The 21,774-nt window shown below is 63.7% G+C and carries 18 protein-coding genes; 13 read left to right on the forward strand and 5 right to left on the reverse strand.

Features of this window, described 5'->3' with window-relative positions:
• Positions 1–567, reverse strand: a 567-nt coding sequence (locus MKZ91_RS17835; protein WP_336172405.1) for a transposase, incomplete at its 3' end; no start/stop codon positions are given.
• A 201-nt stretch (positions 568–768) separates the two neighbouring features.
• Here MKZ91_RS17835 and MKZ91_RS17840 point away from each other — a divergent pair.
• The 4 genes from MKZ91_RS17840 to MKZ91_RS17855 all read left to right on the forward strand — a co-directional run bounded on the left by MKZ91_RS17840 (position 769) and on the right by MKZ91_RS17855 (position 4,642).
• A complete protein-coding gene (locus MKZ91_RS17840) occupies positions 769–1,548 on the forward strand; it encodes an SDR family oxidoreductase (protein ID WP_336172406.1) in 780 nt (259 codons plus the stop codon).
• 486 nt (positions 1,549–2,034) lie between these two features.
• On the forward strand, positions 2,035–2,628 hold the full coding sequence (locus MKZ91_RS17845) for an ankyrin repeat domain-containing protein (protein ID WP_336172563.1): 594 nt from the start codon (positions 2,035–2,037) through the stop codon (positions 2,626–2,628).
• Between the two features lie 11 nt (positions 2,629–2,639).
• Positions 2,640–3,110 (forward strand): nucleoside deaminase, encoded by a 471-nt coding sequence (locus tag MKZ91_RS17850; RefSeq protein WP_336172407.1) that lies wholly within the window; start codon positions 2,640–2,642, stop codon positions 3,108–3,110.
• A gap of 263 nt (positions 3,111–3,373) precedes the next feature.
• Positions 3,374–4,642 carry an MFS transporter gene (locus MKZ91_RS17855; protein WP_336172408.1) on the forward strand — a complete coding sequence of 423 codons (1,269 nt, stop codon included), beginning with the start codon at positions 3,374–3,376 and terminating at the stop codon, positions 4,640–4,642.
• Positions 4,643–4,651: 9 nt separating this feature from the next.
• On the opposite strand, the gene MKZ91_RS17860 is transcribed toward MKZ91_RS17855, so the two are convergent.
• Positions 4,652–5,431, reverse strand: a complete 780-nt coding sequence (locus tag MKZ91_RS17860; RefSeq protein WP_336172409.1) for a bestrophin-like domain — start codon at positions 5,429–5,431, stop codon at positions 4,652–4,654.
• Between the two features lie 196 nt (positions 5,432–5,627).
• Here MKZ91_RS17860 and MKZ91_RS17865 point away from each other — a divergent pair, with 196 nt between their 5' ends.
• Positions 5,628–6,578 (forward strand): cation diffusion facilitator family transporter, encoded by a 951-nt coding sequence (locus tag MKZ91_RS17865; protein WP_336172410.1) that lies wholly within the window; start codon positions 5,628–5,630, stop codon positions 6,576–6,578.
• On the opposite strand, the gene MKZ91_RS17870 is transcribed toward MKZ91_RS17865, so the two are convergent.
• Positions 6,553–8,133: an ABC-F family ATP-binding cassette domain-containing protein gene (locus MKZ91_RS17870; RefSeq protein ID WP_336172411.1), complete on the reverse strand. Its 1,581-nt coding sequence runs from the start codon at positions 8,131–8,133 to the stop codon at positions 6,553–6,555. The genes MKZ91_RS17865 and MKZ91_RS17870 overlap by 26 nt on opposite strands.
• Before the next feature lie 160 nt (positions 8,134–8,293).
• Entirely contained in the window at positions 8,294–10,105 is a 1,812-nt protein-coding gene (locus tag MKZ91_RS17875) for a diguanylate cyclase (RefSeq protein ID WP_336172564.1), read from the reverse strand.
• Between the two features lie 286 nt (positions 10,106–10,391).
• Here MKZ91_RS17875 and coaBC point away from each other — a divergent pair, with 286 nt between their 5' ends.
• Complete coding sequence (gene coaBC / locus MKZ91_RS17880) at positions 10,392–11,612, forward strand: bifunctional phosphopantothenoylcysteine decarboxylase/phosphopantothenate--cysteine ligase CoaBC (RefSeq protein ID WP_336172565.1); 1,221 nt, start codon at positions 10,392–10,394, stop codon at positions 11,610–11,612.
• A 150-nt stretch (positions 11,613–11,762) separates the two neighbouring features.
• Here coaBC and MKZ91_RS17885 read toward each other — a convergent pair whose 3' ends face one another.
• Positions 11,763–12,569, reverse strand: coding sequence for a class II glutamine amidotransferase (locus tag MKZ91_RS17885; RefSeq protein ID WP_065775963.1), 807 nt, complete (start codon positions 12,567–12,569; stop codon positions 11,763–11,765).
• 263 nt (positions 12,570–12,832) lie between these two features.
• Here MKZ91_RS17885 and MKZ91_RS17890 point away from each other — a divergent pair, with 263 nt between their 5' ends.
• The 7 genes from MKZ91_RS17890 to MKZ91_RS17920 all read left to right on the forward strand — a co-directional run bounded on the left by MKZ91_RS17890 (position 12,833) and on the right by MKZ91_RS17920 (position 21,774).
• The gene (locus MKZ91_RS17890) at positions 12,833–13,960 is read left to right on the forward strand and encodes a Gfo/Idh/MocA family protein (RefSeq protein WP_336172412.1); all 1,128 of its coding nucleotides are present in this window, start codon (positions 12,833–12,835) and stop codon (positions 13,958–13,960) included.
• 146 nt (positions 13,961–14,106) lie between these two features.
• On the forward strand, positions 14,107–14,961 hold the full coding sequence (locus MKZ91_RS17895; protein ID WP_336172413.1) for a MurR/RpiR family transcriptional regulator: 855 nt from the start codon (positions 14,107–14,109) through the stop codon (positions 14,959–14,961).
• Positions 14,962–15,086: 125 nt separating this feature from the next.
• Positions 15,087–17,024, forward strand: a complete 1,938-nt coding sequence (locus MKZ91_RS17900) for a bifunctional 5-dehydro-2-deoxygluconokinase/5-dehydro-2-deoxyphosphogluconate aldolase (RefSeq protein ID WP_336172414.1) — start codon at positions 15,087–15,089, stop codon at positions 17,022–17,024.
• A 75-nt stretch (positions 17,025–17,099) separates the two neighbouring features.
• Positions 17,100–18,953: a 3D-(3,5/4)-trihydroxycyclohexane-1,2-dione acylhydrolase (decyclizing) gene (gene iolD / locus MKZ91_RS17905; RefSeq protein ID WP_336172415.1), complete on the forward strand. Its 1,854-nt coding sequence runs from the start codon at positions 17,100–17,102 to the stop codon at positions 18,951–18,953.
• 293 nt (positions 18,954–19,246) lie between these two features.
• Positions 19,247–20,146: a myo-inosose-2 dehydratase gene (gene iolE / locus MKZ91_RS17910; protein ID WP_336172566.1), complete on the forward strand. Its 900-nt coding sequence runs from the start codon at positions 19,247–19,249 to the stop codon at positions 20,144–20,146.
• 257 nt (positions 20,147–20,403) lie between these two features.
• Positions 20,404–21,204 (forward strand): 5-deoxy-glucuronate isomerase, encoded by an 801-nt coding sequence (gene iolB / locus MKZ91_RS17915; RefSeq protein ID WP_336172416.1) that lies wholly within the window; start codon positions 20,404–20,406, stop codon positions 21,202–21,204.
• Between the two features lie 150 nt (positions 21,205–21,354).
• Complete coding sequence (locus MKZ91_RS17920; RefSeq protein WP_336172417.1) at positions 21,355–21,774, forward strand: GFA family protein; 420 nt, start codon at positions 21,355–21,357, stop codon at positions 21,772–21,774.

The raw sequence follows: 21,774 nt of genomic DNA on the forward strand, positions 1-21,774 counted from the left end.
GAGATAGAAGAAACCCTTCGGTTTGCCGTCGCGCACCATGTAGCCGCTGTCGGGATCGGTGCGCGACACCTTGGTCTCCTTCACCTCAGGCGCGCGCTCCTTCTCCTTCAACGGGTTCTGACCATGCAGCCTCCGCTCGGCCTCAATCGCCCGGTCGAGGTCGGCCCAGTAGTCGGCGCGGGACTTCTCGACCATCGCCAGATCGTATTTGCCCTTGTTGGCATTGGCCTTCAGATGGGTCGAGTCGGTATAGAGCACCGTGCCGTCGACCAGCCCATGGCCGATCGCCTGCTCGACGATATGATCGAAGATCGCCTGCGCCACATCCGTGTCGTTGAAACGCCGCCGCCGGTTCTGCGACAGCGTCGAGGCGTCGAACACCCCATCCGTCAGCTTCAGCCGCAAAAACCAGCGATAGGCGACATTGACCTCGATCTCGCGCACCAGCTGGCGCTCGGAGCGGATGCCGAACAGGTAACCGATGAACAAAGCCTTGAACATCAAGGTCGGATCGAGCGGCGGCCGGCCGTTGAGCGCGGTCTGTTCGGGGCCGGGTTTCTTCAACATGGCCCACTGAATCACAAACCCCCAGCTCTCGCCAGGGGTTTGTCAGCAGTCTGAGCCCGGCCGTTTCGGCCGGGCTTTTTTCGTTCGCGCGCCGCGGCGGCTCTCGAGCCCTGATGCCCTCAAATCAGTTCCGGTCCTGGGCATTCTGTTGTAACCCAGCGCCTGGACAATTCTGAAATCCGCATCGAGGGAGGATCGCTCATGGATCTTGGTATCGCTGGAAAACGTGCGCTTGTGCTTGGCGGCAGCAAGGGGCTCGGGCGCGGCATTGCCGAAGCACTGGCGAGCGAAGGCGTGCTGGTGGCACTGACCGGTCGCGACGCCGATCTTTCGGCAAAGGCCGCAACCGAGATTGCACCATCCGCGCGGGGCTATGCCCTTGATCTCTCCAAGCCCGAAAGCCTCGACGGATTTCTCGACCACCTGGAAGCCGATTTCGGAACGATCGACATTCTCGTCCTGAACGGTGGCGGACCGCCACCCTCGCCTGCGTCAGAGATCGCGCCCGAATTCTGGCGTGCCCAGTTCGAAACCATGGTGCTTTCAGGCATGCGCATCACCGGCCGGCTGCTGCCCGGCATGCGCGCGCGCCGGTTCGGCCGCATCATCTCCGTCGCCTCCACCAGCATCCGCGAGCCGATCGCCGGCCTGACCGCCTCAAATTCTCTTCGAAGCGCCGTTGCAGGCTGGCTGAAGACGCTTGCCGGCGAAGTCGCGGCCGATGGCGTGACCGTCAACATGCTGCTTCCGGGGCGGCTGGCGACGGACCGGACGCTCAGTTTCGACCGCATCGACGCCGAGAGCGAGGGCGTCGATATCGCAACGGTCGCGGCCCGCAGCCAGCGAGAGATCCCGCTTGGACGCTATGGCACGCCGGCCGAATTCGGCGCAGCCGCGGCGTTTCTTGCCAGCCGGCAAGCGGCCTACATCACCGGCATCGCCCTGCCCGTCGATGGCGGCCTCAGCCGTTCGATGCTGTGACGGGAGCCAGGTTGCCGAGCCCGCTGGCGATCAACGCGCCGATACCGATCATAGACGAAGAGGCCGTGGGAGCTGCCGCCATCCGGTCGCCGATGGCATACTGACTGAAGGCAGGGCTGGGATCGCTGATGCGCCGGCGATCCGGATCGGTCTATTCAAACTTCCACTCACCATCATCCAATCATTTAATTTCCAGATGGACCGACGGTTGCCTATGGTCTGGACCGAGGGCCACAGGCGGCGCGGGTTACGTTCGGCGAACGACACGTGCCTTGCCCTTGAAAAGGTTGCGGACCGCCTCAAGTAACCGCGGTGAGCGAGGCGAGGTTCTTCCAGATCCCGACGCAACCGGAACCACCGCGGTCGGTCGATCATCCGACTGACCCGCATGATCGGAATGACGAAATGCGATCAAGAATTTTCGGCTCGCTGGTCGGCGCATCGATTGCCGCCCTCAGCCTTTCACCTGCATTCGTGGGAGCTTCCATGCTCGAAAGCCAGCTGATTTCCGCAGCCGAAACCGGTGACGTGCGCAAGGTCAAGGCGCTGCTGCAAGAGGGCGCCAGCATCGAAGCGCGCGACGCCAGCGGCGCAACGGCGCTGCTCGTGGCAACCCACGAAAACCGCGTTGATGTGGCCCGCGCGCTGATCGAGGCCGGCGCCGACGTCAACGCCAAGGACAAGATCCAGGACAGCCCCTATCTCTATGCCGGCGCTCGCGGACACCTGGAGATCCTGAAATTGACGCTCGCCAACGGCGCCGACCTCAAGAGCATCAACCGCTATGGCGGAACGGCGCTGATCCCTGCCTCCGAACGCGGACATGTCGAGACGGTAAGGACGTTGATCGAAGCCGGCGTCAATGTCGACCATGTCAACCGACTCGGCTGGACCGCGCTGCTCGAAGCCATCATTCTTGGCAGCGGCGGAGAGAAACACACGGAAATCGTGCGGCTCCTGATCAAGGCCGGCGCCGACGTCAACCTTGCCGACGGCGAAGGCGTCAGCCCGCTGGCGCACGCCCGCCAACGCGGCTACGGCCGGATCGAGACGCTGCTGGTCGATGCCGGCGCCCGTTAGAGAGAATTCCCATGAACCAGGAACAGACCTACCTCGCCGAAGCCGTCGCGCTCGCACGCAGCAACATCGAGACCGGCGGACGACCGTTTGGCGCGGTCGTCGTGAGGGGTGGAGAGGTCATAGGCCGCGGTGTCAACGAGATGCTGTCGACCGGCGACCCGACCTCGCATGCCGAACTCAACGCGCTTCGCGCCGCGGCGCGGAAACTTGGATCCCCGCGGCTTGAAGGGGCGTTGGTCTATGCCAGCGGCCAGCCCTGCCCGATGTGCCTTGCCGCCATGCGCATGGCCGGCATCACCGAGATCGCCTATGCGCATTCGAACGCGGACGCCGAACCGTTCGGCCTGTCGACGGCAGCGATCTATGCGGAACTCGCAAAGCCGCTTGCCGAGCAGGCAATGCGTTTCCGCCACGTTCCGGTCGAGGACACCAGCGCGGCGCCACTCTATGTGACCTGGCAACGGCAGCAGGACAAGGACTGACCGGCCGACGATGCCGGCGGGACCAGCCAGGGATTTATGAAACAGTTGCGGGTCGGCCACAGCCTGTGGTCGCCCCTGCTCTTCCGTCCACACCGCGGCCTGATGCGAAGGCAACCGCTCTCCGCTCGATCCGACCGTCCGATCGCCGATGCCCCTTGCCGAAGCACACGCGACGGCTGTAATCGTAACAGGAGTTTCTCGCCTTTCTCGCCGCACAGTGCTTCCCAAGGGAACCGAGCGGCCTCCACCTGCAGGTACCTGAGATGAATGCCTATTCCCAAAAGGCGGGCCGCCTTGTCGCGCTGCTTCTGATCGCCGGCTCCGGTGTCGTCACGATCGCCAAGGGCATGAGCCTGACCTTCCTCGCGCTCCGCCTGCAGGCGGATTTCGGCCTCAGCCCCGCCAGCATCGGCGCGCTGATCGGCGCGGGTCCGCTGCTCGGCGCCATCGTCAGTCCCTTTGCCGGCACGCTGTCCGACCGGGTCGGCCGAAAAGGCGTTCTGACCGCAGCGCTCTTGATGGCCGGGCTGGCGCTGGCCGGGCTCGGACTGGCGCAATCTGTCGCCGCCTTCGCGCTTGCGCACATCGTCTCTGCCGTCGCAGCCGCCGTCTATGAACCGGTCGCGCGCGCCCTGATGAGCGATGCAGCGCCCGAGCATCTGCGGCTTAAGATTTTCTCCTGGCGCTATCTCGCGATCAATGCCGGCTGGGCCATCGGACCGTTGATCGGCGTTTGGGTGGGTGCGGCCTATTCGACACTGTTCCTCATCGCCGGCGCCATGCACGCAGCCTTCGGTCTCGTACTTTTCGCCACCGTCCCCGAAGGAAACAACAGGCCGGTGATCGCGACCGAGCAGGCACCACGGGCAGGCAGCGGCTGGCGTGGACTTGTCGCGGCCTTGCGCGACCGACGCTTGGTACTCTTCGTCATCGGCGGAACCTTGCTTCTCGCCGTTCACGGTCAGTGGTCAGTGACCCTGTCTCAATATCTGAGCGCCGGTTTCGAGGATGGCGTCACCCTGTTTGCGCTTTTGGTTTCCACCAATGCCGCGACGGTGCTGGTCGCCAGCACGCCCGCCCGCTTCGTCATCGAGAGGATCGGTGCCTTGCGGGCGCTGTCGCTCGGCTGCCTGCTGTTCCTGATCGGCGAGATCGGTTTTGCGGCCTCGTCCGGCGCGGAAATGCTCATTGCCTCGATGATCCTCTTCACCATCGGCGAAGTGCTGGTCGTGCCCTCGGAATACATGCTGGTCGATGGCATCTCGGACGCCGGCAATCGCGGCACCTATTTTGGTGCGCACTCGCTTTCGACGGTTGGAAACTTCCTCGGACCGCTCATCGGCGGTCTCGCGCTTGGTACTCTCGGCGGCGCCGGCATGTTCCTGCTGTTTGCGCTGCTTTCGGCAGCAAGCGCGCTGCTGTTTGCGATCGGCCACTCCATGCCGCCGCCGCGCCCTGAGACCGTGCGCGCCCATGCGTCCGGCAGAGAAGCCGTCAACGGCGATCTTCTGCGGCGCGGCCAATTCGCATAGGCCTTGCGATTATCCGCCGGTCGCGGATGTCGACGCGCTGATCTGTTGCTGCACCCGTTCAAGCGGCCCCGGCGCCAGCGCCGCCGGTGGCTGGTAGGGATTGGAGAAGGCGTAGATCAGGAACAGGATGATGCCGGTATAGGCGCCGAACAGGCAAAGCAGCAGCAGATTGCGCGGCATCGGCGGGAAGGAATAGTAGGCGAGCGCGATGAAGATGACGCCTGCTAGGGCCGCGAACCAGAAGATGCTGTCGATCGAATCCGCGACATTGCTTTCCCGCTTGGTCCGGCTTTGTGAAATGTCGTGCAGACGCTCCAGCATCTGGCTGCGCAGGCTCTCCTGGCGCTTGTTGACCGGGACCAGGTTCAGCACGTGCTGATAGGCTGCATCCCAGTACACCCAAGCCTGTTGTGAAAGACGTCCCTTGTCCCCCAGCGACTGCCATTCGCCGTCGATCACCTCGGCCGCATAGGCGGAGATCGCCTGCTCGATCGGCGCCTTGTAGGTCTCGCCGTAGCGCCCGGCATCGAAGTAGATGTCGGCGATGGCGCCGGCTTCGATGGCCATCGTGTATTTGAGCTGCTGGTACTCGACCATCTCCTGCGCGAAGACGAGCGCGAGGATCAGGCCGTGCAGCGCTGCGACCCGGAAGATAATGGAGCTCGCAAGTTCCTTTTCATGGCCTTCCGCCTCGCTCCCCATGATCAACCGCATCAGGAAATAGGCGGCGAGCGTCAAGGCGACCGTGCCGAAAATGAAGAGGGCACCGAGCAATATCTCGACGATCATTTTCCCCTCCGCCGGTCGCCGATACTGCCGGCAATACTGAGCGTAGAGACCCCAAAATACAACGCCTCGCTTTATTAGCGGGCGCGCACAACAACTGTCCTGAACGCGGGCAAACGGCTATGTTTGCGGCCGTTGCCACCATTTCGACACCGCCAACCCCTAAGCACCGTGCCAAAACAGGCGTAAAAACAGCATCATGAGTGTCCAAACCGAACAAACATTCCTCAAGCGATCGATCGCGGCCACCGTCGTCGTCGGAGCGACAGGCGTGCTCTTCGGTCTGCTCTCAGGCTCGGTCTCCATCGTCTTCGACGGCGTCTTTTCGGCCGTCGACGCCTCGATGACGCTGCTTGCTCTTGGCGTCACACAGCTCATCCCGAAACAGAGCAAACGGTTCCAGATGGGCTTTTGGCACATCGAGCCGATGGTGCTGCTGTTCAATGCCGGCCTTCTGACGCTGCTTTCCTTCTATGCGATGGTAAACGCCGTCGGCTCGCTTCTGTCAGGCGGTAACCATCTCGCCTTCGACTGGGCGATCGCCTATGCGGCCGTCGTCGTGGTGATCTGCCTTTTCATGTTCTTCTACATGCGCCGCGCAAACCGAGCGATCGGCTCGGAGTTCCTGGCGCTTGACGTGCGCGCCTGGGCGATGTCCGGCACGATCACGGCCGCCTTGCTCGTCGCCTTCCTCACCGCCGCGGCGCTGAAGGGTACGGCCTACGAACACTGGACGCCCTATGTCGACCCGGCGATCCTGATCGTGCTGACGCTTTGCCTCCTTCCGTTGCCGATCCGCACTGTCTTTCAGGCGTTGAAGGAGATCTTCCTCGTCGCGCCGGCAGAACTGGACGAGCGCGTGCGACAGGCGGCAAGCAATGCTGTCACCCGCCACGGCTTTGCCGACTATCGCACCCATGTCGCCCAAGGTCGGGCGTTCCCGGACAATCGAAGTGCATCTGATCGGGACGCCAGAAACAAAGGTCGGCACGCTCGCCGACCTCGACCGGATCCGCGCCGAGATCGGCGAGGAGATCGGCGATCCCGGCCACGACCGTTGGCTGACGATCGCATTTACCGGCGAGGCGCAGTGGGCGGAATGATCCGCGCGGCCGCCCTTGCGCTCAGGAAAGCTCGACCCGCCGCGTAATCCCGATCGCCTCCAGAAAAGCCCGGTCGTGGCTGACGACGAGCAGCGCGCCGTCATAGGCGCTGAGGCCCGCCTCGACCGCATCGATGGATTCGACATCCAGATGGTTGGTCGGCTCGTCGAGGATCAGGAACTGCGGCGGACTGTTGCCGCCGAGCACGCAGGCAAGCCCCGCACGCAGCATCTGGCCGCCGCTGAGGCTTCCTGCAATCTGCAAGGCAGCGTCCGCACGAAACATGAAGCGGGCAAGTGCGGCCCGGCAGGCATTCTCTTTGGCATCCGGGTTGAGACGCCGGAAATTGTCGCGGATCGAGAGCGCGGGATCGAGCAGGCTCACCTGTTGATCGAGCATGGCATGATCGACTTGAACCCGGATGCTTCCCGACCAGGGCTTAAGCTTCCCAGTCAGTAGCGACAAAAATGTCGTCTTGCCGGAGCCGTTGCGGCCGGTGAGCGCCACCCGTTCGGGGCCGACGATCGAGAGCGTCAGGCAATCGAGAATGGGGGTTCCCGGATCGTAGCCGACACTGACGTCATCAACCTGAAGCACGCTTCGCCCCGCGGGCAGGCCCGTCGGCGGCAGGCGCACGGTCAGTGGTTGCAGGATCTCGATGCGCCCGCGCGCCTCGATGAGATCGCCGATCGCCTGGTCGCGCCGGCGCTCGGCCAACCGGGCATTGTCACCGCCGGTCTTCTCGCTGCGCTCCTTCTTGGCGTCGAGCAGCAGCAGCGGCGCGTCGCCCTTGGCGCGCTTGCGGCGGCCGGCGGCATCCTTGCGTGCCTTGCGTTCGGCCATCTCCTGGGTCTTGCGCTCGAGTTCCAGCAGACGACGCTCGGCATCCGCCAGATCGTGGCGAGCGGACGAAAGTTCGATCGCCTTGCGCTCGCGATAGTGGCTCCAGTTGCCACCATAGGTCGTAGCGCTTATCGCCGTCAGTTCGACGATAGCATCCATCTCATCGAGCAGTTCGCGGTCGTGGCTGACGACGATGGCGCCGCCGCGCCAGCCGGCCATCAGCGCAGCAACGGCCGCCCGGCCCTCCCGGTCGAGATTGTTGGTGGGCTCGTCGAGCAGAATGAAATCCGGACCGTTGAAGACGAGCGCGGCAAGCTTGATGCGCGTCATCTGACCGCCGGAAAGGAAAGCAAGGCGGGTTTTCGGCGACGCGTCGAGGCCGACACGGGCCATGGCCTCCGCCATCCGGGTTTCAAGGGTCCAATCGGCGACAGCGAGTTCATCTATCGTCGCCCGTCCCTCCTCCGCCCTCCGGAGGAGGGCAAGCCCCTCGTCTACGCCGAAGAGGTCGGCCACTGTTTCACCGGCCGCGACCTGAACGGTCTGGCTCAGCAAACCGAGGCTTCCCTCGACACAGAGCTTGCCTGATTGCGGCCGGAGCGCTCCGGAAATCAACCGCAGCAGCGTGGATTTGCCCACGCCATTGCGACCGACAAGGCCGGTTCGCACGGGACCAAAAGTCAGATTGAGATCGGAAAAGAGGCTTCGGCCCTCAGGCGTTGACCACGAAAGACGGGAGAGTGATATCGAGGCAGGCATGGATACGGGATTCCCTGATGGCAAGACGGTTCGGCTTGGCGTTCAGGGTGAAATCCATCGATGCGTGTATCCTGTTCAAGATTCCTATCGGCTATATAGATGGCAGCGAATGCGCCCGTTTCAAGGCGGCAGGGGCAGCGTGCGGCCGGTCATCTGCCGCTCAAGCGTGACTGCGCCGCTCACCGCACTCGCCCAATGCAAGCCCGGACGCCAAGACGGTGCGATTGCGGCCCTGCCTCTTGGCGTCGAGAAGCGCCGCATCGGCGCGGGTGAGCAAGGTGGCAGCGGGACCATCGTCCGGAGCCGAGGCGACGCCGACCGAGACCGACACCGCGCCAAGAATGCGGCCACGATGGGTGAGCGGCGTCGTGCCGATCCGGGTTCTCAGCCGCTCGGCAAGTTCGAAACCTGCAGCTTCGCCTGCTTCCGGCAGAAGCACGGTGAACTCTTCGCCGCCGAAGCGGTAAGCGTTGCCGGCATCTGCCACCGTGTCGACAATGATCTGCGCCACATATTGCATGACGACGTCGCCAGCATCATGGCCGAACTCGTCGTTGAAACGCTTGAAGTGGTCGATGTCGACCATCAGGCAGGTGAGCGGCTTGCCGCCCTGGCCGCGCGGCTGCCGGTTCAGCGCCTCGTCGAGGCAACGCCGGTTGAGCAACCCCGTCAGCGCATCACGCACCGCCAGATTGGTCAGCTTCTCGCGCAGTTGCAGGTTGGCGACGGCGAGCCCGATATTCTCGGCAATCAGTTCGAGATAAAGGCGGGATGTTTCGACCGTGAACTCTTCCTGCGCCTGTTCCTCGAAATAGAGGAGCCCGATCGTATCGCCCTGGGCCGTCAGCGGCACGCAGAGACCGACTGCGCCATGGTCTTCGAGATGCTGGCAGGCGATGTCGCTCTTGCCGCGATTGCTGACATGCGGCCGGCCGCGGCGAAGCCCCCAGCAGGCGCTCGACGGGAAAGAGGGTGCCGAGTGCTGCGGATCAAGCCAGGTCCCGACGCGCGTCAACAGCGTGCGGCTGTCGTTGAGCACATAGAGATGCCCTGCAAGATTGGGAAAGATCTGCGGTGCGAAACGGGCGACGACCTCGGCCAGTTCGTCCTGGCTCTGGCACGCCTGCAGCCGATGCATCATCTGCAGGATCAGGTCCTTGGTCTGCTGGTCCTGACGCCGTTCCGCGTCCAGACGGTCACGCTCGATACCGTTTTCCCGGAAAATGTGGATCGCCTGGTTCATCTCGCCGATTTCATCGCGGCGCCGGTCGACCGGAACCTCGACCGCATAGTCCTGCTCCGCAAGCCTCGTCACAATGCCGCTCATGCGGCTGAGCGGCATGGCAACGCGACGCTTGAGGATGAAGTAGAGCACGCTCAGGAACAGCGCTGCGGTGATGCCGAGCATGGTCTTGGCGGCAACGGCGAACCAGTCGCTGCGCGCCTGCGCATCGTTCAGCGCCGCGCCGGTGCGGACATCGGTCAGGTCACGAAACCGGGCAACGGTATCGAGAAGCGCCGTTTGAAGACGCTCATGCTCGGGACCGAAGAGTTTCTCCTGAGCGCCCACCCGATCACCCTCCTGATAGGCCGCGATGCCGGCAACCTCGACCCTGTCGAGTGCCTCGGCGTCGCGCACAATCTCCTGAAGGACGGCCATCTCACCCGCTGAAGCACCGAAATTCGGAGCGGTCTTGACCGCTTCCTCGCGCCGGCGCTCCTCTTCCTCGGCGCGATGGAAGGCGTCGAGATGGCGCTCGTCACCGCGCATCACGTAGAGACGCGCCTCGTCGCTGCGCATCTCGGCCCCCAGTGCGAGCTCTTCGCCAAGTGTGTCGAGCGCAAGGTGCTGCTCGACCGCCTGGCGCTCCTTGATCGCGCTGTCGGTCGACAGGATGAAGGCCGCACCCGAAAGCCCGGTCAAGAGAACGGTTATGCCGTAGGCCCAGTTGGTGATCGCATTTATTCGCATGGAATGAAGCATAGCCCCCGCGGATTGAGAGCGCATTAACCGCATTGCCCGGCTTCGGCAACAGCGGCGACGCTGAGGCTGAGCGGAATGATGGCCAAGGCCAGCCTAACGGAGCGCTGCTTCAGTGGCGTGTCTGCGTCCGCCCCACACATTGCACCCGGCGGATCGCTCAAGTAGGTTCGATTGCAGGCGGGTTCGCTCAGGCAAGACCGCAACATTGATCTGGTATCGCGTAGGACCCGGCGGCCCATGCCGGGCGAGAGGACGGCCGAAGGGCCGGATGCAAATGACACTGTCGGGCAAGCGTATTCTCCTCATCATCTCCGGCGGCATCGCGGCCTACAAGAGCCTCGACCTCATTCGTCGCCTCAGGGAACGCGGCGCGAGCGTGCGGCCGGTGATGACGGCAGGTGCGCAGCAATTCGTGACGCCGCTTGCCGTCGGTGCGTTGTCTGCCTCGCACGTCTATCTCGATCTCTTTTCGCGCGAGGACGAACAGGATGTCGGCCATATCCGGCTGGCGCGCGAATGCGACCTGATCGTCGTCGCGCCGGCAACCGCCGACCTGATGGCGAAGATGGCAAATGGCCATGCCGACGATCTCGCCTCCACCATCCTGCTTGCGACTGACCGTCCAGTGCTGGTTGCACCGGCGATGAACCCGAAAATGTGGGGGCATCCGGCAACGCGGCGCAACCGCGCGACGCTCGCCAAGGACGGCATCCGTTTCATTGGCCCGGAGGCGGGCGAAATGGCGGAAAGCGGCGAGGCAGGCGAAGGCCGCATGAGCGAGCCGCTCGCCATCCTTGCCGCGGTCGAGGATCTCTGCGACGCTACGCCGAAGCCGCTCGCAGGCCGCAAGGCCATCGTCACCTCAGGTCCGACGCATGAGCCCATCGACCCGGTGCGCTACATCGCCAACCGCTCTTCCGGCAAACAGGGCCACGCGATTGCCGCGGCGCTGGCGAAACTGGGCGCCGACGTGACGCTCGTCTCCGGTCCGGTGACGATCCCGGATCCGGCGGGCGTCAAGGTCGTGCATGTCGAGCGGGCCGAGGAGATGCGCGATGCAGTGCTTGCCGCCCTGCCCGCCGATGTCGCCGTGATGGTCGCAGCCGTCGCCGACTGGCGGGTGGCGAGTGCTGCCGGCAACAAGATCAAGAAGAAGCCGGGCGAGGCGCCGCCGCCGCTACAGCTTGCGGAGAACCCCGACATCCTGAAAACCGTCGGCCATCATGCGAAGCGGCCGAAGCTCGTCATCGGCTTTGCCGCCGAAACCGAGAACGTCGCCGACAACGGCCGCGTCAAGCTCGAGCGCAAGGGTGCCGACTTCATTGTCGCCAACGACGTCTCGCCGGCGACCGGCATCATGGGCGGCGACCGCAACAAGGTGAAGCTGATCTCGGCAGCCGGGAACGACGACTGGCCTGACATGGACAAGGATGCCGTGGCGGAGAAGCTTGCGGCGATGGTTGCCGACGAGTTGGCGCGGGCCGACAAGGGCTGAACAAGCGGCGTGTCCCTCCTCACCCTAACCCTCTCCCCGCGGGCGGGGCGAGGGGACGTGCCTTGCGTGAACGACGTGTTCGCAGCAAGCAGATAGAATCGGGAGAGGGCGGCAGCCGGATGAGGGGCTCACGCTTGTGGAGCGGTTGCCTCAGGCGAGGTGCCGCGACCTCACCGGCGCGCCCTTGGTCGAAAACAGCCGGACATCGACGCCGTTTTCGCCGACGATGACGGCCGTGCCATCGGGGATCTCCACCCAGGCGCTGTCGTCGTCGTTGAGCGGTTCGGAGACGAGGCAATAGCCGCCGCTCGGGCCCATCGGCGCCGCGTAGAGTGTCGGCGCCTTCCAGTCCGAGGCGTAGCGCACGGCATAGAGATCGTGGCCATCGGAGAAGGCGGCGGTGAAACGCACCAGCACCTGGCGCTCCAGATGTTCGGCAAGCTGCTCAATGAAGGCAAGCGCTTCGGCGATCGCGCCGAGCGGATCGCGATCGAGCCCGAACTGCATGGCGAGCAGGAACAGAAGCTCCGAGTCGGTCGTGCCGGTGCGGGCAGAATAGAGATCATTGTCGAGCATGCTCTCCATCGGCCGGCGCAGATGCTCGAAATCGCCGATCTGGCCGTTGTGCATGAAGGACCAGCGGCCAAAGACGAAGGGATGACAGTTGTCGCGCCGCGTACCGCCACCGGTCGCCGCGCGCACATGGGCGAGGAAGAGCGGAGAACGGATCTGCCGGGCAATGCTCTTCAAATTGCAGTCGGACCAGGCGGGCAGGATATCACGGTAACGGCCGGGTTCCGGATGGTCGCCATACCAGGCAACGCCGAAGCCGTCGCCGTTGGTGGCAGTCTTGGCGCGCGTCGCGCAATGGGACTGTTCGATCAGCGAGTGCGCAGGAGAGGTTACCAGTTCCTCGAGATAGAGCGGCTCCCCGCGATAGGCTGCCCAGCGGCACATGCTGATTTCACTCCAGCTCCGCCCCGTTGTCGTCGGAGCGATTCGTTAACCATGACGAAGCGCGATGTTCCAACGGAACATGGTAAAAATGCGTTAACACATTCCCCCTTCGTCAAGTCGAGCTTAGCCGCAACACACAGATTTGGCTGTTTCCACCGGCACCGACGCCCTATCACTGCCGCATTTCGAACAAATATTCCATATTGACAAATCGTGCACAAAACATTTCATTTCGAGCCGATACGGCCAGGGAGGAATTCGGCATGGGCAGCAAGCGCAAACTCGGGATCGGCCTGATCGGCACGGGCTTCATGGGCAAGGCCCATGCGCTCGGCTTCACCATTGCCGCAAGGGTCTTCGATCTGCCCTTCGAGATCGACCTGGTTTCTGTTGCCGACGTCACGGTCGAAAGCGCCGAACGGGCTCGTGGCCAACTCGGCTTTCGCAAGGCGACCGCCGACTGGCGGGAGCTCTTGACCGATCCGGATATCGACATCATCGACATCACCACGCCGAACCTCCTGCATAAGGAGATGGCTCTGGCAGCGATCGCCCATGGCAAGCACGTCTATTGCGAAAAGCCGCTGGCGCCGACCGTTGCCGAATGCCGCGAAATGGTCGAAGCCGCCGAAAAGGCCGGCGTGGTCACCCAGGTCGGCTTCAACTACCTCAAGAACCCGCTGACCTTCCTCGCCAAGGACATCATCGACAGCGGCGAGATCGGCGAGATCCGCTCCATGCGCGGCATCCACGCCGAAGACTTCATGGCGGACGAAAGCGTTCCGTGGGGCTGGCGCCTGAATCCGGCCAGCGGCGGCGGCGCGCTTGCCGATATCGGCAGCCACATCATCGCCTCCATGCGCCATCTCGTCGGCCCAATCAAAAAGGTGCTCGCCGAGACCATTATCCAGATCCCGGAGCGCCCGATCGCTCATGGCTCCAGCGAAAGCCGCGCGGTCGAGGTCGACGACATCACCCGCGCCTTCGTGCGCTTTGAAAACGGTGCCACCGGCAGCTTCGAGGCAAGCTGGATCGCGACCGGTCGCAAGATGCAGCATGATTTCGAGATCTATGGGTCGAAGGGTAGCATCGTCTTTACCCAGGAGCGGCTGAACGAGATCCGGCTCTACAAGACCGGCGACGATATCCGCACCCGCGGTTTCCGCACCATCTGGGCCGGGCCGGAGCATCCGCCCTATGGCGCCTTCTGCGTGGCACCCGGTCACCAGATCGGCTTCAACGACCTGAAGGCGATCGAGGTCAAGGAGTTCCTCGACGCCATCGCCGGCGGCAAGTCGCCGTCGACCGACTTCCGCGAAGGTTACGAAGTGCAGAAGGTTCTTTCGGCCACCTATCAGTCGGCCAAGACGAACGAATGGGTGCAGATCTGAAGGTTCCAGTGTTGCGCATTCCGGATGCAAAACCGCTACGCACTTTTGCTGGAAATGCCTCGAGAAATAGAACGCCTGTTCTATCCCGTTCCCAACCAATCGATTAGGGTGAGGCCGCACAAACGATCGAGGGAGACGAGCAAGACATGGCCATGCCGGAAACGACGACAGAAGTGCCGCAGGATTTCGAGGCACTGAAGGCCGCGATCCTGGAACGCAAGGCGCAGCTGCCGAAGCGGCTGCGCCAGGTGGCCGCCTACTCGCTCGACAATCCCGATGAGATCGCCTTCGGCACGGCCGCAAGCATCGCGACTTCCGCCGAGGTGCAACCTTCGACGCTCGTGCGCTTCGCCCAGCATTTCGGTTTCGAGGGTTTCTCCAGCCTGCAGCAGATTTTTCGCGCGCGGTTGCGTGAGAGAACGCCGGGCTATGAAGACCGGTTGAAGGCGCTCAGCGCCAACGACCACAGCAAGCTCGAAAGCGGCTCGATCTTCAACGGCTTCGTCGCGGCCGCCCACCGCTCGCTCGACAACATCGCCTCGTCGGTCGATCCGGAAGCGTTCGAACGCGCCGTCGACATTCTCGCCAAGGCCGACACGGTCTATCTGATCGCCAAGCGCCGCTCCTACCCGATATCGAGCTACATGGCCTATGCCTTCGGCAAGCTGAAAGTAAAGTACCAGTTGGTCGGCACGGCCGCCGGCATCGACGACGACATGCTGGCGATGGCGACGAGCGACGACGCCGCTTTTGCTGTCAGCTTCTCGCCCTATGCGTCTGAAAGTGCTGCCCAGGCGCGGCTGCTCGCCGAGCGCAAGGTGCCGGTCGTATCGCTCACGGATTCGGCCTTCTCGCCACTCGCGGAATCCTCGAAGGTCTGGTTCGAACTCGTCGAGGCCGACCATGCGGGATTCCGCTCGCTTTCGGCCAGCATGGCCTTTGCCATGGCACTGACAGTGGCGATCGCCGAGAAGCGGCGCCAGTTTGCCGAAGACGATTAAAGCCAAACGGAACAGATAGAATGAAAATTCCATATTGACGAAACGTCGGAACTTATGTTTCATACTGCCATCACCCACAGTACGAAAATGGTCGGGCCCGCCAAGGTGTCCGCGGGGAGGAAGCAGTGAGCCAGAACGTTTCGGCACAGGGAGCAAAGCCGCTCGACCTGATCACCATCGGCCGAGCCTCGGTCGATCTTTACGGCCAGCAGATCGGCACGCGGCTTGAAGACGTTTCAAGTTTCGCCAAGTCGGTTGGCGGCTGCCCCTGCAACATTTCCGTCGGCACCGCCCGCCTCGGCCTGAAGTCAGCGCTGCTCACCCGCGTCGGCAACGAGCAGATGGGCCGCTTCATCCGCGAGCAGCTCACCCGCGAGGGCGTAGAAACCCGCGGCATAGTTACCGACCCGGAGCGGCTGACGGCGCTCGCCATTCTCGCGGTCGAGAACGACAAGTCTTTCCCTCTTCTGTTCTACCGCGACAACTGCGCCGACAACGCGCTCTGCGAAGACGATGTTTCGGAAGAATTCATCCGCTCGGCGCGCGCGATCCTCGTCTCCGGCACGCATTTTTCCAAGCCGAACACTGACGCCGCCCAGCGCAAGGCGATCCGTATAGCCAAGGAAAGCGGCGCCAAGATCGTCTTCGACATCGACTACCGCCCGAACCTGTGGGGTCTCGCCGGCCATGACGCCGGCGAAAGCCGCTACATCGCCTCCGACCGCGTCTCTGCGCACCTGAAGACGGTTCTTGCCGATTGCGACCTGATCGTCGGCACCGAAGAGGAAGTGCTGATCGCCTCGGGCGAAAGCGACTTGCTTCAGGCGCTGAAGACGATCCGCTCGCTGTCCAAGGCAACGATCGTTCTGAAGCGCGGCCCGATGGGCTGCATCGTCTATGACGGCCCGATCTCCGACAATCTCGAAGACGGCATCGTCGGCAAGGGCTTCCCGATCGAGGTCTACAACGTGCTTGGCGCCGGCGACGCTTTCATGTCCGGCTTCTTGCGCGGCTGGCTTCGTGACGAACCGCATGCGACGTCCGCCACCTGGGCCAATGCCTGCGGCGCCTTTGCGGTCTCACGCCTGCTCTGCGCGCCGGAGATCCCGACCTGGACGGAACTCAAGTTCTTCCTCGAAAAGGGTAGCAAGGAGCGGGCGCTGCGTAAGGACGAGGCGATCAACCACGTGCACTGGGCGACCACGCGCCGCCGCGACATTCCGCTCCTGATGGCGCTCGCCATCGACCATCGCAGCCAGCTTGAAGACATCGCCGCCGGCGACCAGGCACTGCTCGACCGTATTCCCGCCTTCAAGGTGCTGGCGGTCAAGGCTGCCGCACAGGTTGCGGCAGGGCGCTCCGGCTTCGGGATGCTGATCGACGACAAGTATGGCCGCGACGCGCTCTATGCCGCCGGCGCCCACCGCGATTTCTGGATCGGCAAGCCGATCGAGCTGCCGGGCTCGCGGCCGCTGCAGTTCGAATTCAGCCAGGATCTCGGTAGCCGGCTCATCGATTGGCCGGTTGATCATTGCATCAAGGTGCTCTCCTTCTACCATCCGGACGATCCGGCAGACCTCAAGGCACAGCAGGTGGCAAAGCTGCGCTCGGCCTTCGAGGCAGCGCGCAAGGTGGGCCGCGAAATCCTGATCGAGATCATCGCCGGCAAGCACGGCAAGCTCGACGACCAGACCATTCCGCGCGCGCTCAACGAACTTTACGACGCCGGCCTCAAGCCGGACTGGTGGAAGCTCGAGCCGCAGGCAAGCCGCAGCGCTTGGGGCGCGATCGACGCCGTCATCGAGGCACGCGACCCTCTCTGCCGCGGCGTGGTGCTGCTCGGCCTTGAGGCGCCCTATGAGCAGCTCAAGGATGGCTTTGCGGCCGCCCGCACTTCGAAGACCGTCAAGGGCTTCGCCGTCGGCCGCACGATTTTCGCCGATGCCGGCAAGGCCTGGCTCGGCGGCACGATGACAGACGAGCAGGCGATCGCCGACATGGCCGGAAAGTTCGGGGCGCTGGTCGATCTCTGGCTGCAACTGGGTGAAACAAAGGCTGCATAGGATCGGCGAACACTGCCAACGATGCTGCAGACAGGGCGGAACGGGACGATTTCGCCCACGAGGAGGAAACAGACAATGAGCCAGAAGACCGTGCGCCTGACCATGGCCCAGGCCGTGGCGCGGTTCCTGACCCGCCAGATGACCGTGATTGACGGCAAGAAGGTACCGATCTTCGGCGGCGTCTTCGCCATCTTCGGCCACGGCAACGTCGCCGGCGTCGGCGAGGCGCTGCACGCGATCAAGGAGACGCTGCCGACCTACCGCGCCCAGAACGAGCAGGGCATGGCGAATGCCGCGATCGCCTTTGCCAAGGCAAGCTTCCGCCGCCGCTTCATGGCCTGCACCACCTCGATCGGCCCCGGCGCGCTCAACATGGTGACCTCGGCAGCCCTTGCCCATGTCAACCGCCTGCCGGTGCTGTTCCTGCCCGGCGATGTCTTTGCCAACCGCCGCCCCGATCCGGTGCTGCAGCAGGTCGAAAGCTTTGGCGACGGCACGATCTCGGCCAATGACTGCTTCCGGCCGGTGTCGCGCTATTTCGACCGTATCACTCGTCCCGAGCAGATCGTCCCGGCGCTGCGCCGCGCCATGCAGGTGCTGACGGATCCGGCCGATTGCGGCCCAGTCACCCTCTCTCTTTGCCAGGACGTCCAGGCGGAAGCCTACGACTATCCAGAGAACTTCTTCGACGAGAAGGTCTGGGTGCCGCGCCGGATCGAACCCGATCTCGACGAACTGGCGACCGCAATCGCCGCGCTCAAAGCAGCGAAGAAGCCGATCATCATCGCCGGCGGCGGCGTGCTCTATTCGGAAGCGAGCAAGGACCTCGCAGACTTCGCCGAGCGTCACGGCATTCCTGTTGTCGAGACCCAGGCCGGCAAGTCGGCGCTGCCGCATTCGCATTCGCTCAACATGGGCTCGGTCGGCGTGACCGGCACCTCCGCCTCCAACGTGCTTGCCGAGGACGCCGACGTGGTTCTCGTCGTCGGCTCGCGGCTGCAGGATTTCACGACAGGCTCCTGGGCGCTTTTCAAGAATGACGGCCTGAAGATCATCGGCCTCAACGTCCAGCCTTTCGATGCCGGCAAGCACAACGCCCTGCCGCTGATTACCGACGCACGCGCAGGTCTCAACCGCATCTCCGGCGGCCTTGGCGGCTACAAGGCCGATCCGAGCTGGACCGCGAAGGCGAAGGCCGGCAAGGCCGAATGGCTGGCGGCTGCCGACAAGGCGACGGCCACGACCAATGCCGCGCTTCCCTCCGATGCCCAGGTGATCGGCGCCGTGCAGCGCGCCCGCGGAGCCAAGAACACGACGCTCGTCTGCGCCGCCGGCGGTCTGCCGGGCGAATTGCACAAACTCTGGCAGGCGGAAGAGCCCGGCGGCTATCACATGGAATACGGCTTCTCGACCATGGGCTACGAGGTCGCCGGCGGTCTCGGTGTCAAGCTCGCCAAGCCCGAGAGCGATGTCATCGTCATGGTCGGCGACGGCAGCTACATGATGCTGAACTCGGAGATCGCCTCCTCGATCATGCTCGGCGCCAAGTTCACCATCGTGCTGCTCGACAATGCCGGCTACGGCTGCATCAATCGGCTGCAGATGGGCACCGGCGGCGCCAACTTCAACAATCTCTTGAAGGACACGCACCACGTCGAACTGCCGCAGATCGATTTCGCGGCCCATGCCGGCGCCATGGGCGCCGTCACCCGCAAGGTCGGCTCGATCTCCGAACTCGAAGCCGCACTCAAGGAAACCGCGGGCGAAACGCGAACGACCGTGATCGTCATCGACACAGATCCGCTGATCACCACTGAGGCCGGCGGCCACTGGTGGGATGTCGCGGTGCCCGAGGTGTCGGGCCGTAGCCAGGTCAACGAGGCGCGCAAGGGCTATGAGACGGCGCTCTCCGCCCAGCGCTTCGGCTGATCAAGAACATAGCGCTCGCGTTTTCTGCGCGGGCGCTATTTTGCCTTTATGCCCCTCACCCTAACCCTCTCCCCGCTTGCGGGGAGAGGGGACTGCGGAGAGCGCGGCGCTTCCCTTCCCACAAGCGGAGAGGAAACGCAGAGGGCGCCGCATATGCCTTCTCCCCGCAGGCGGGGAGAAGGTGGCGGCAGCCGGATGAGGGGCACTCCCCTCACCGGGCGGATGAGGGGCCGACTGGGCACTAGAAGAGATAACGACGAAGCAACCGCTTCAGCAGACAGAAAGTGAAAGACATGATCCGCTACGGAACCAACCCGATCGCCTGGAGCAATGACGACGATCATTCGATCGGCGCGCATCTGACGCTCGAGGACTGCCTGTCCGATTGCCAGAAGATCGGCTTCGACGGCATCGAGAAAGGCCACAAGATGCCTGCTGATCCGGAGGCGCTGAAGCAGAAGCTTGGCTCCTACGATCTCGTCTTCGTTTCCGGCTGGCACTCGACCAATTTGCTGACCCATGATGTCGAGGCCGAGAAGAAGGCGATCCAGCCGCATCTCGACCTCTTGAAGCACAATGGCTGCAAGGTGGCGATCGTCTGCGAAACCTCGAACGCGATCCATGGCGACGACAGCAAGTCGGTTGCCGGCGACAAGCCGGTGCTGCCGGCCGACCAGTGGAAGAAGTTCGGTGCCGACCTCGAAGCGATCGCGCAGTATTGCGCCGACCAGGGCATCGATCTGGTCTACCACCACCACATGGGCACGATCGTCCAGACCGGTGAGGAGATCGACCTTTTGATGCAGAACACCGGGCCTGCGACCAAGCTTTTGCTCGATACCGGTCATGCCTGGTTCGGCGGCTCCGATCCGGCTGAGGTCGCGAAGAAATACATGCACCGCGTCCGCCACATCCATGCCAAGAACGTGCGCCCCGCCGTGCGCAAGGTCGTCGAAGGCGAGGGCCTCTCCTTCCTCGAAGGTGTGCGCCGGGGCGTCTTCACCGTGCCTGGCGACAGCGAAGGCGGCGTCGACTTCCTGCCCGTGCTCAAAATTGCCGCCGAGCACAACTATTCCGGCTGGCTGGTGATCGAGGCTGAGCAGGATTCGGCCGTGCGCAACCCGTTCGAATACCAGTCGCTCGGGCTGAAGTCGCTGAAGGCCTTCGCCAAGGAAGCAGGGCTCGACAAGTAAGCTACCGCTTTCGGTTGCTCGGTGATGGGAATGCCCCTCATCCGCACGGTGAGGAAGCCCCTCATCCGGCTGCCGCCATCTTCTCCCCGCAAGCGGGGAGAAGGGATATGCCGCACCGTGGCCCTCTCCCGCTCTGACGTGGCTGAGAGTAGCGGCGATCTCGACAATCCCCTCTCCCCGCCTGCGGGGAGAGGGTTAGGGTGAGGGGCAAACCACACACGTGGAGCGCCCCCGGGAAAAGAATAAGGGAGACCGACATGTCCAAGCTGCTCGTCAAACCGAAGGCCAAGTCCGGCCTGATGCAAAACGTGACGCCGGAGAGCGCCGGCTGGACCTATGTCGGCTTTGCGCTCGAACGACTGAAATCAGGCGAAACGACAGAGGGCGAGACCGGCGACAAGGAAGTCTGCCTGGTGCTGGTTTCCGGCAAGGCGAAGGTTTCCGTCAATGGCGAAGGCTTCGGCGAACTTGGCGAGCGCATGACGCCCTTCGAGGGCCAGCCCTATGCCGTCTATGTGCCGAAGGGCAGCCATTGGCAGGCAACGGCCACCTCGGACCTCGACCTCGCCATCTGCTCGGCGCCGGGCGGCGACGGCTTCAAGGCGAAGGTCATCCCGCCGGGCACGCATCCGCAGATGACCCGCGGCAAGAACACCAACACCCGCTATGTCACCAACATCATGCCGGAGGACGATGGGTCGGCCCAGTCGCTGCTGGTCGTCGAGGTGATCACGCCCGGCGGTCACACCTCTTCCTATCCGCCGCACAAGCACGACCAGGACGACCTGCCGGCCGAAAGCTATCTGGAAGAGACCTATTACCACCGCCTCAACCCGCCGCAAGGCTTTGCCATGCAACGCGTCTACACCGACGATCGCTCGCTCGACGAGACCATGGCGGTCGAGGACGGCGACGTGACGCTGGTGCCGAGGGGCTATCACCCGGTTGCCGCCGTGCACGGCTACGACGTCTATTACTTGAACGTCATGGCCGGACCGAGGCGCATCTGGAAATTCCACAACGCCCGCGAACACGAGTGGCTGTTCACCGGCGTCTAACCCGCGCCCCTCCCTTCCATCACGATTGTCGCCGCGCAGAGCGGCGGCAAGCAGATCAGGTCGGCCACCCCGAAAAGTGCGGGCCAGGCGGGGCAGCGCATACACTTTTGCCCTCCCCGCCCTAGTTCCCCTGCTTTCAGGGAGACCTCCATGCACATCGACGGCCAATGCCATTGCGGCTTCGTCACCTATGAGGCCGAGATAGATCCGGCGGATGTCGCGATCTGTCATTGCACCGATTGCCAGCAACTGACGGGATCTGCCTATCGCGTGACCGCGGGGGCTGCGCGCGAGAACTTCAGGCTCACCGGCGGCGAGCCCAAGCTCTATACCAAGACCGGTGCCAATGGTCGGCAAAGGTTGCAGTTCTTCTGCCCGAACTGCGGCTCACCGATCTATACCACCGGGACGGACGAGGATGCCCTCGAAGTCGGCATCCGGGTCGGCACCATCAACCAGCGCCGGGATTTGAGGCCGCGGTCACAGATCTGGTGTTCCTCGGCGCTATCCTGGATCGGCGACGTCAGGCGCTTGCCGGGCCGCGACCGCGACGAGGCTCCGTACGCCTGA

The organism is Ensifer sp. MJa1 (genome assembly GCF_037026475.1).
GTDB lineage: Bacteria > Pseudomonadota > Alphaproteobacteria > Rhizobiales > Rhizobiaceae > Ensifer.